General features: G+C 30.0%; 1 pseudogene. It reads right to left on the bottom strand.

Going from position 1 to position 290, the window contains the following annotated elements:
* Window positions 1-101 (bottom strand): annotated as a pseudogene (locus FOT98_RS31910) (ATP-dependent Clp protease proteolytic subunit); the annotation flags it as partial.
* Window positions 102-290 lie beyond the last annotated feature (189 nt).

Below are 290 nucleotides of genomic sequence, written 5' to 3'. Positions count from 1 at the left end.
CTACCAAGCATAATGATGCGGTCTTTTAATAGTCGAGAGTAAATATCGTAAGCGCGTTCTCCACGATTTGTTTGTTCAATTACTGTAGGAATTAAATTCATCTGTTATTTCCTCCTTATAAAGCTTTCTTAGTCTTATAATACAATTATGGTCAATAAAGGTCAAACGAAACCACTTTAAATCAAAAAAATATGTAGTTGTACCATGAAATATTCGCTATGTTTTTGAAATTCCCTGCTTATGTATCTTCAACATCATAACCGAATTACATAAATTTAAACGTTATAAAA

Source organism: Bacillus sp. HY001 (assembly GCF_007558965.1).
GTDB classification, from domain to species: Bacteria; Bacillota; Bacilli; order Bacillales; family Bacillaceae_G; genus Bacillus_A; species Bacillus_A mobilis.
Note: the sequence above shows the minus strand (reverse complement) of the source record. Positions and strands in the feature narration are given on the sequence as shown.